Source organism: Micromonospora sp. NPDC005203 (assembly GCF_042872705.1).
Lineage (GTDB): Bacteria > Actinomycetota > Actinomycetes > Mycobacteriales > Micromonosporaceae > Micromonospora.
On record NZ_JBIAKV010000014.1, the window covers coordinates 168530 to 176457 of the forward strand.

8 protein-coding genes and 1 tRNA gene are annotated in these 7928 nt (G+C 70.2%); 5 read left to right on the forward strand and 4 right to left on the reverse strand.

Annotated features, from left to right (window positions below; translation table 11 throughout):
• Positions 1-5: 5 nt before the first annotated feature.
• Both ACFYPM_RS26545 and ACFYPM_RS26550 read right to left on the reverse strand, forming a co-directional pair.
• Positions 6-491, reverse strand: coding sequence for a PDGLE domain-containing protein (locus ACFYPM_RS26545; protein ID WP_387202227.1), 486 nt, complete (start codon positions 489-491; stop codon positions 6-8).
• Positions 488-1204 (reverse strand): energy-coupling factor ABC transporter permease, encoded by a 717-nt coding sequence (locus ACFYPM_RS26550; protein ID WP_387202230.1) that lies wholly within the window; start codon positions 1202-1204, stop codon positions 488-490. The genes ACFYPM_RS26545 and ACFYPM_RS26550 overlap by 4 nt, the downstream gene beginning before the upstream one ends.
• 374 nt (positions 1205-1578) lie before the next feature.
• On the opposite strand from ACFYPM_RS26550, the gene bcp reads away from it, so the two are divergent.
• From bcp to ACFYPM_RS26565, 3 genes are all read left to right on the forward strand, one after another.
• Entirely contained in the window at positions 1579-2055 is a 477-nt protein-coding gene (gene bcp, locus ACFYPM_RS26555; RefSeq protein WP_387202233.1) for a thioredoxin-dependent thiol peroxidase, read from the forward strand.
• Positions 2056-2244: 189 nt separating this feature from the next.
• A tRNA-Leu gene (locus tag ACFYPM_RS26560) sits at positions 2245-2327 on the forward strand.
• A 77-nt stretch (positions 2328-2404) separates the two neighbouring features.
• Entirely contained in the window at positions 2405-2941 is a 537-nt protein-coding gene (locus tag ACFYPM_RS26565; protein ID WP_387202236.1) for a GNAT family N-acetyltransferase, read from the forward strand.
• A gap of 4 nt (positions 2942-2945) precedes the next feature.
• Here ACFYPM_RS26565 and ACFYPM_RS26570 read toward each other — a convergent pair whose 3' ends face one another.
• Both ACFYPM_RS26570 and ACFYPM_RS26575 read right to left on the reverse strand, forming a co-directional pair.
• Positions 2946-3932: an expansin EXLX1 family cellulose-binding protein gene (locus ACFYPM_RS26570; protein WP_387202239.1), complete on the reverse strand. Its 987-nt coding sequence runs from the start codon at positions 3930-3932 to the stop codon at positions 2946-2948.
• 121 nt (positions 3933-4053) lie between these two features.
• The gene (locus ACFYPM_RS26575; protein ID WP_387202242.1) at positions 4054-4872 is read right to left on the reverse strand and encodes an MOSC domain-containing protein; all 819 of its coding nucleotides are present in this window, start codon (positions 4870-4872) and stop codon (positions 4054-4056) included.
• Between the two features lie 160 nt (positions 4873-5032).
• Between ACFYPM_RS26575 and ACFYPM_RS26580 the strand changes: the two genes are divergently transcribed.
• Positions 5033-6100: an LCP family protein gene (locus ACFYPM_RS26580; RefSeq protein WP_387202247.1), complete on the forward strand. Its 1068-nt coding sequence runs from the start codon at positions 5033-5035 to the stop codon at positions 6098-6100.
• A 215-nt stretch (positions 6101-6315) separates the two neighbouring features.
• Positions 6316-7755, forward strand: a complete 1440-nt coding sequence (locus ACFYPM_RS26585) for a sugar transferase (protein ID WP_387202250.1) — start codon at positions 6316-6318, stop codon at positions 7753-7755.
• The last annotated feature ends 173 nt before the right edge of the window (positions 7756-7928 follow it).

Consider the following 7928-nt stretch of genomic DNA (forward strand, 5'->3'; position numbering starts at 1 on the left):
TCTGCTCAGCTCGCCGCGTCGGCGCGGCGCCGGACGGGTGTCGTCGTGTCGTCGCCGACCGGGTCGGTGCCGTCGGTCGGCGTCGTACCGTCGGTCGGCGTCGTACCGTCGGTCGGCGTCGTACCGTCGGTCGGCGTCGTACCGTCGGTCGGCGTCGTGCCCCGGCGGCGCAGCAGCCAGAAACCGCCAGCGCCGATCGCGAACGTGACGAGTACCCCGAGCACCCCGGAGAGCCCGGTGGAGACGAAGCTGTTCGACACGCCGCGCACCCCGTAGTCGGCGAGCGGGCTGTCCGCGAACTCGTGGTCCCGGGCCTGCTGAGCCGGGCAACTGCCGCCGACGATGTTGTCGTCGGCGTCGACCGTGCAGCCCTTGAGCAGGGACGAGTCCAGCCCGTCCGGGTGGGACGAGGCGTAGTTGCTCACCACCCCGGCGAGCAGGAGCGCGACCAGCAGGCCACCGGCCAGGAACACCCACGAGCGATTTTTCATCGAACACCTCCGACGACCGGGACAGCGGGGGCGGCGGGCGCGCGCAGCGAGCGCAGCGCGTACACCAGGTCGGGTCGCACCTTCGCGACGGTGAGCACGGTGGTCGCGGTGATCAGGCCCTCGCCGATGCCGATCAGCAAGTGCACGCCGGCCATCGTGCCGGCCAGACCGGTCAGGTTGCTTCCCAGGTCGGTGGTGCCGCCCAGCCAGTACTGCAGGACGAAGCCCTGCGACGCGACCACCACGCTGAGCGTGGCGGCGACGAACGCGGTCACGGCCAGGCCCGCCCGCGTCCGGGGCAGCACCCGCAGCAGCACCGCGATCAGCACGTACGCCGCTGCGGTGCCGAGCAGCGCCATGTTCGTGATGTTGAGGCCGAGCATCGCCACTCCGCCGTCACCGAAGACCAGCGCCTGCACCACCAGAACCACGGACACGCAGAGCGCGCCGACCCACGGGCCGACAAGCATGGCGGCGAGCGCTCCGCCGAGCAGGTGGCCGCTCACGCCGGCCGTGAAGATCGGGAAGTTGAGCATCTGGACGGCGAAGATGAACGCGGCCACCAGGCCCGCCATCGGGGCCAGCCGATCGTCCAGGTCGCGCCGGCCGCGCAGCACACAGACGGTGAGCCCGGCAAGAGCGAGCGCGGCGAAGATCGCTGCGACCGGACCGTCGATGATCCCGTTCGAGATGTGCATCGCCAGTGTTTCCACGCGACCTCCCAGACGTCAGCGGACCCGATCGGGCCAGCGAGCGTCAGCCTATTTCCCATCACTCGTTGTTGCCAGACCCTGGCAACAACGCGAGGTGTTGATCACCTTGCGATCGCCCGAACTCCGCGGCGGCCGGTCGCGCGGGTGATCGACTCGCCTTCCCTGATGTCGCGGTGTCCCGCCTGATGATCGACTCACCTTCCCTGATGTCGCGGTGTCCCGCCTGATGATCGACTCACCTTCCCTGATGTCGGGGCCTCCCCGACCCGCGGATGCCCCGGTTTCCTGAACGACGAGTTGACCAACGGCCGCCGGCGCCGGCCGGGGCGCGTCGCCGGCGACGCGCCCCGCCCAGCCGGCGGTATCGTCGGGCCATGACCACGCCCGACCGTCTCTCCCCCGGTGATCCCGCGCCCGAGTTCACCCTCGCCACCGACACCGGTGACCAGTTCTCCCTCGCCGACCTGCGCGGTCGCAGGGTGGTCCTGTACGCCTACCCGGCCGCGATGACCCCCGGCTGCACCAAGCAGGCACGCGACTTCCGCGACTCGCTCGCCTCGCTCCAGGCCGCCGGCTACGAGGTCGTCGGCATCTCCCCGGACAAGCCGGAGAAGCTGGCGAAGTTCCGCGAGCGCGACGCGATCACCTTCCCACTGGTGTCCGACCCCGACCGGACGGTGCTGATCGCCTACGGCGCGTACGGCGAGAAGCAGCTGTACGGCAAGACCGTCACCGGAGTGATCCGCTCGACGTTCGTGATCGACGCCGACGGCAAGATCGAGCGAGCGCTCTACAACGTCAAGGCCACCGGACACGTCGCCAAGCTCCGCCGCGACCTCGGCCTGGACTGAGTCGGTGAGCCCGGGACCGAGTCGCTGAGCCCGGGACCGAGTCGCTGAGCCCGGGACCGAGTCGGTGAGCCCGGGACCGAGTCGCTGAGCCCGGGACCGAGTCGCTGAGCCACAACCCGGCCTCGGCCATCCGCAGCGGAGGCCGGGCTCGACACCGTGGAAGCCGGACGCTCTAGACTCAGCGGGTTGGCGGGAGTGGCGTAACGGCAGCCGCGATAGGTTTAGGTCCTATTGTCCGAAAGGGCGTAGGGGTTCGAATCCCCTCTCCCGCACAAACGAGCACCACGCACCCCTCGGGATTGTCGGGCGTGTCACTGTCGAGGGTCACGGGCCTGGTCGGCGGGTCAGGATGGCCGGCGTGAGTCTGCGTTTCGTCCTCGACCCCGACCTGACCCCGCGCCTGCGCGCCGACATCGTCGCGCTCTGGACGGACGTCAGCAACGCCGGTGGCGCGGTCGGCTTCGTTGCGCCGGTGACCGCCGTCGACGTGCACGTGCTCGCCGACCCGACCTTCGCCGGCATCGCCGACGGACCGGACCGCCTGCTTGTCGGATACTGCGGCGATCGACTGGCGGGCCTGCTGGTCTTCTCCGACAACCGCTTCGCGCTCAAGGCGCACTGGTGCGTGTTGAAGCGGGTGATGGTCCACCCGGACGCCCAGGGCACCGGTTACGGCTCGGCGCTGATGGCCGAGGCCGCCCGTATCGGCAGGCGACTCGGCCACGAGGCGCTGCACGTGACGGTCCGCGACGGGTTGGGGTTGGACAGGTTCTACGGCCGCCTCGGCTACCGGGAGATCGGCCGGTTGCCGGCCGCGTTGCGGGTGGCGCCCGAGGACGACCGGGACGAGATCCTGATGTGGCTCGATCTGCCTCCGACTGACTGAGCGGTCAGCCCGCGCACCAGCGGGCGTTCGTCTCGGCCGGCCGGGTGCTCGGCGTGCTGGTGGCCGGCGTGCTCGCCTTCGCCACCTCGACCGGGCGGCTGGTCGGCGTCGGTGTGCCTGCGATGGGTCGCTTGCCGGGTGGCCGGGCCGACCCGGAGGGGCGGGGAGTGGCCGCGACGCCGCCGCGCCCGTACATCCGGACCGCGCTGTTCTGCACCTGGCCGGGTGCCATCCGGATGCCGCTGACGGTGGCACGGTTGCCGTACACGTCGCTGACCCGGATGGTGAACGGGCCGGCTCCGGCGCCGGAGGCGATCAGCCAGTAGTTGTAGTCCTGCCGGGCGGCTGGGCGCCACGGGCCGCTGTCACCCTGGCGGACCTCGACGGATCGCAGCGGGTTGCCGTGGTTGCCGACCCGGACGGCGAACCAGAACTGCGACGCGCCCTCCTTGATCCGGAAGGTGAGCGGACCGGGCAGCGGTGGGTTGACCACCGCGCGGTAGGTGACCGGGACGAGGCCCTGGACCGGCTCGGCGATCCGGGCGAACGCCTCCCGGGACAGGTCGAGATGCCCGGGTGCGCACTCCGGGCACTGGTCCATGATCAGCACTCGGACGGTGCCCTTCGCGCCGGTCACGTCGAGGAAGCCTCCGCAGGCGGCGCCCGCGGCGTATTCGGTCGGGCCGAGCGCGACGTAGAGCTTGTTGGCCGGGGCGGCGGGGTTCGAGCAGTTGCCGCCGGCGCCGTTCGAGTCATAGAAGGTGGCCTTGCCACTGTGCGTGGTGGTGCCGGTGGGCGGCGCTGCGGCGAGGGTCCGGCCGGCGGCGCAGGCCGGGGCGGAGCCGGACCGCAGGGTCAGGGTGAGCCCCAGCGCCGCTGCGACGACTGTGACGCCGGCGGCGACGAGCCAGGGCGTCGAGCGGGACGCCGACGCGGGACGCTGCTGGGGAGCATGGTCCAGGTCGATGTCGACAACGCTTACATCCGTCACGACGGCGATGCTGCCGGAACGGGACGTGGGCGGACAAGCCGGCTAAGCCAAAGCTAAGACAGCCTTGACGGACGGTGATCGGTGCGTACCGCTCGGCGGTGGCGGTGGCGGTCGACCCTGGTCAGGGGACGATGACAAGCGGTGCGCCCACCGCCAGGTGACCGGTGTCGACCGGCACCAGGTGCAGTCCGAAGAGGACCTTCTGCCTGTTGGTGCGGTGCCGTGCGAGGGTGCGCAGCGGTTCCTTCGTGCGTACCCCGGTCTCCTGGTCGGTCGTGGTCACCACGCAGCGGTCGCACGGCCCGGCGGCGCGGAACCGCAGGTCACCGATGCGCAGCGACCGGCCGACCCAGTCGTTCTCGGTCCAGGCCGACGCCCCGTCGAGCACCAGGTTGGGCCGGAACCGGTTCATCGGCACCGGTTCCTCCCCCGCCTCGGCCAGCCAGCCGTTGAGGGCGTCGAGGGAGGCGGTGTTCGCCAGCAGCAGCGGGTAGGCGTCGGCGAAGCTGACCTGGTCACCGGTGTCGTGTTCGCGGTCCCCGGCGGCCAGGTGGCGGGTCGGCTCAGCCAGCCAGACCAGCCGGACCGGTCGGCCGAGCAGCGCGCCGAGCCAGTCGTCGGCCGCTCGACCGGCCGGCAGGGCCGGGACGGGGAGCTTGCGGTTGCGAAAGGTCCGCACCGCGACCGGTCCGCCGTCGGCGGGCTCGGGCACGTCGAGGTCGGGCTGCCCGTCGGCGCGCAGCGACAGGCCCCCGGGGTGCACGGTGGCGCGCAGGCCGACCAGCCGGGTGGTCTCGCGCTGGGTGACGCCGACGCCGTCGGCGTCCACGACCATCCAGCGCCGGTCGCCGGCCAGACCCCACGGCTGCACGAACGCGCCGTCGTGGTCAAGCCGGTGACAACCCTTGACGGGGTACGTGTGGATCGATGTCAACCGCACCCGGCCACCATGCCATGCCGATTCCGTCGCTGGAAACCGGTGGTGACGGACTCTCCCGGGCTCGCCACGACGATCGTCGGAAACGATTCGGTCGGGACGTGGAGCCCGACGACCCGGACGGGGGTACATCCCCGTAACCGGGAATCAGTAGCATCGCGGCATGCAGTATCGCCAAGAGTACGCGGAGCCCGAGACCCAGTTCATCGCGGCGCAGGAACCACCGGAGCCGACCAAGAAGTCGCGTTCGAAGCGTCCCCGGTGGCAGACGGCCGCTTTGATCACTTTCGTGGTCCTGGCATTGCTCGGCGGTGGCGGGATGATCGCCGGAGGTTTGTACTTCCGTTCGATCAACTCCGGCATCGAGCGCGTCGACGCCTTCGATGGTGTGCCGGAGGCCGATCGCCCGCAGGTGGGTGAGAACGCCAAGGGCGCCATGAACATCATGATCCTCGGCAGCGACTCCCGCGACCCGGACAGCGAGTCCGGCTCCCGCACCGACACGATCATCGTGGCCCACCTTCCGAAGGACCGGTCCAGCGCCCAGCTCATCTCGATCCCCCGGGACACCTGGGTCAGCGTGCCGAAGTCCTCGAGCGGCCGGGGCGGCCGGGACGCGAAGATCAACGCGTCGTTCGCCTGGGGTGGAGTGCCGCTGCTGGTGCAGACGGTGGAGAAGTTCACGGGCGTGCGGATCGACCACGTGACGATCGTCGACTTCAGCGGCTTCAAGGAGATCGTGGACGCGCTCGGCGGCATCAACGTGGACGTGGAGAAGGGCTTCACCACGCTGTACGCGCTCAACGGCAGCCGGACGTTCAACGCCGGGCGGCAGAAGATGGACGGGGCGGCCGCGCTGGACTACGCGCGCGAACGGCACGCGTTCGCCGACGGCGACTTCGCCCGTATCCGGCACCAGCAGCAGGTGATCAAGGCGATCCTGGACAAGGCGGCGTCCGGCGGCACTCTCGCCAACCCGGCCAAGCTCAACTCCTTCATCAAGGCGACGGCGGACGCGGTCGCCGTGGACAAGAAGTTGAACCTGGTCGACCTCGGGTCCGAGATGCGCGATCTGCGCAGCGGCAACCTGACGTTCCTCACCTGCCCGGTGAAGGGCACCGGCATGATGGGCACCGAGAGCGTGGTGCTCGCCGACAAGGAAAAAGCCGCGAAGGTCTTTGATGCGGTCCGTAACGACAACGTTCCGGAAATCCTCGCCGCCGCAAAGTAGGAGGCGGAACTGACTTGGCGGCTATGGTGGCACGACCGGGTCGATCGTAGAGTTCGGTCGCCCTTCTGGTCGGGATGCATGACCGAGGGCTTTCACGGGGAGGTCCACAAGTGTCAGGCCATCCGGCGACCAGCCATTCGTCCACGCCGTCGGTCGGCGGGGACGACCTCGACATGCCGGGCGACGGGGCTCGCCTCTACGGAGGCGCCCCACCCGTGCCCCAGGCGAGGGAGGCCCCGGCCCAGGCCCCGGCCCCGGCCAAGGTCGAGGTGCCCGGTCTGGGGACCACCGCCGTCCTGCCGTACGCGAGGTCCCGCACCTCGTCGCGCACCCGATGGCTGCGGGCATGGATGATGAACGCGCCCGTCGACGCGGTCGCGCTCATCGCCCCGCTGCTGCTGACGCAGAGCTACTGGCGCGGGACGATGGCCAACGCCGCCCTGACCATCGCCCTGTTCTCGGCCGGCGGCCTGTACCGGCCGCGCCGTCACGTGAGCATCCTCGACGAGTTGCCGAGCCTCTGCGGGCGACTGTTGGCCGCCGCCTCGGTGGTGGCCATCATCGCGGCCGAGCGCCACGCCTCGGTGGCGTACGTCGGCGGGTTCATGCGCGGCGTCGCGTTGTCGGCGTTGCTGGTGATCCTCGGGCGGGCGGCCAGCAGGTCGTTCACCGTCCTGTCCCGCAAGCGTCGCTGGGCGGAGCACAACGCGCTCGTCGTCGGCGGCGGGCCGATCGGTCTTGAGATCGCCCGGTTGCTGCGTCGCTACCCGCAGTACGGTCTGCGGTTCGTCGGCTGCGTCGACGCTCCGTCCCGCCAGAACACCGCGGCGCTCCCGTTGAGCGGGACGATGACGGACCTCGAACACCTCGTCCGGTTGACGGAGTGCGAGGTCCTGATCATCGCCGACCCGGACTGCGACGAGACGACGCTGATGGAAACCCTGTTGCGGCCCCGCAGCTCGCGCTGTGACCTCTGGGCCGTGCCGCGCCTGTGGGGCTCACGCTCGCACAGCGGCTACCCGGACCACATCGGCGCGTTCCCGATCGTCAAGATCGGTGACATCACGCTGAGCGGCCCACGGTGGGCCATCAAGCGGGCCTCCGACATCCTGGTCGCCGGGGTCGCGCTCCTGCTGTTGAGCCCGGTGCTGCTGCTCTGCGCCCTCGCCACGTTCATCGATGGCGGCCCGGGGATCTTCTTCTACCAGGAGCGGATCGGCCGGTACGGCAAGCCGTTCAACGTCATCAAGTTCCGGTCGATGCGTCCCGTGAACGAGCAGGAGTCCCAGACCAACTGGTCCATCGCGCACGACAACCGGGTCAGCCCGATCGGCCGGTTCATGCGCCGGACCTCGCTGGACGAACTGCCCCAGCTGTGGAACATCGTGCGCGGCGACATGAGCATCGTCGGGCCGCGGCCGGAGCGACCGTACTTCGTGGAGAAGTTCTCGGCCGAATACCCGAACTACGCGGCACGTCACCGCGCCCCCGTCGGCCTCACCGGGCTTGCCCAGGTCAGCGGTCTGCGGGGCGACACCCCGATCTCCGACCGGGCCCGGTTCGACAACTACTACATCGAAAACTGGTCGCTGTGGTTGGACGTCAAGGTGGTCCTCCGTACCGTCTCGGAGGTCTTCCGCGCCGGCGGTCGGTGACCTGACGCACAACGCCGCGGGTGGTGGCGCCGACGAGGTTCGCACCGTCGGCTGCCACCACCCGCGGCATTTGTCAGCTCATGCGGTGGGTGTGGTCTTGAGGGGTTCCCACCAGGTGCGGTTGTCGCGGTACCAGGTGACGGTGTCGGCGAGGCCGGCATCGAGGGTGATGC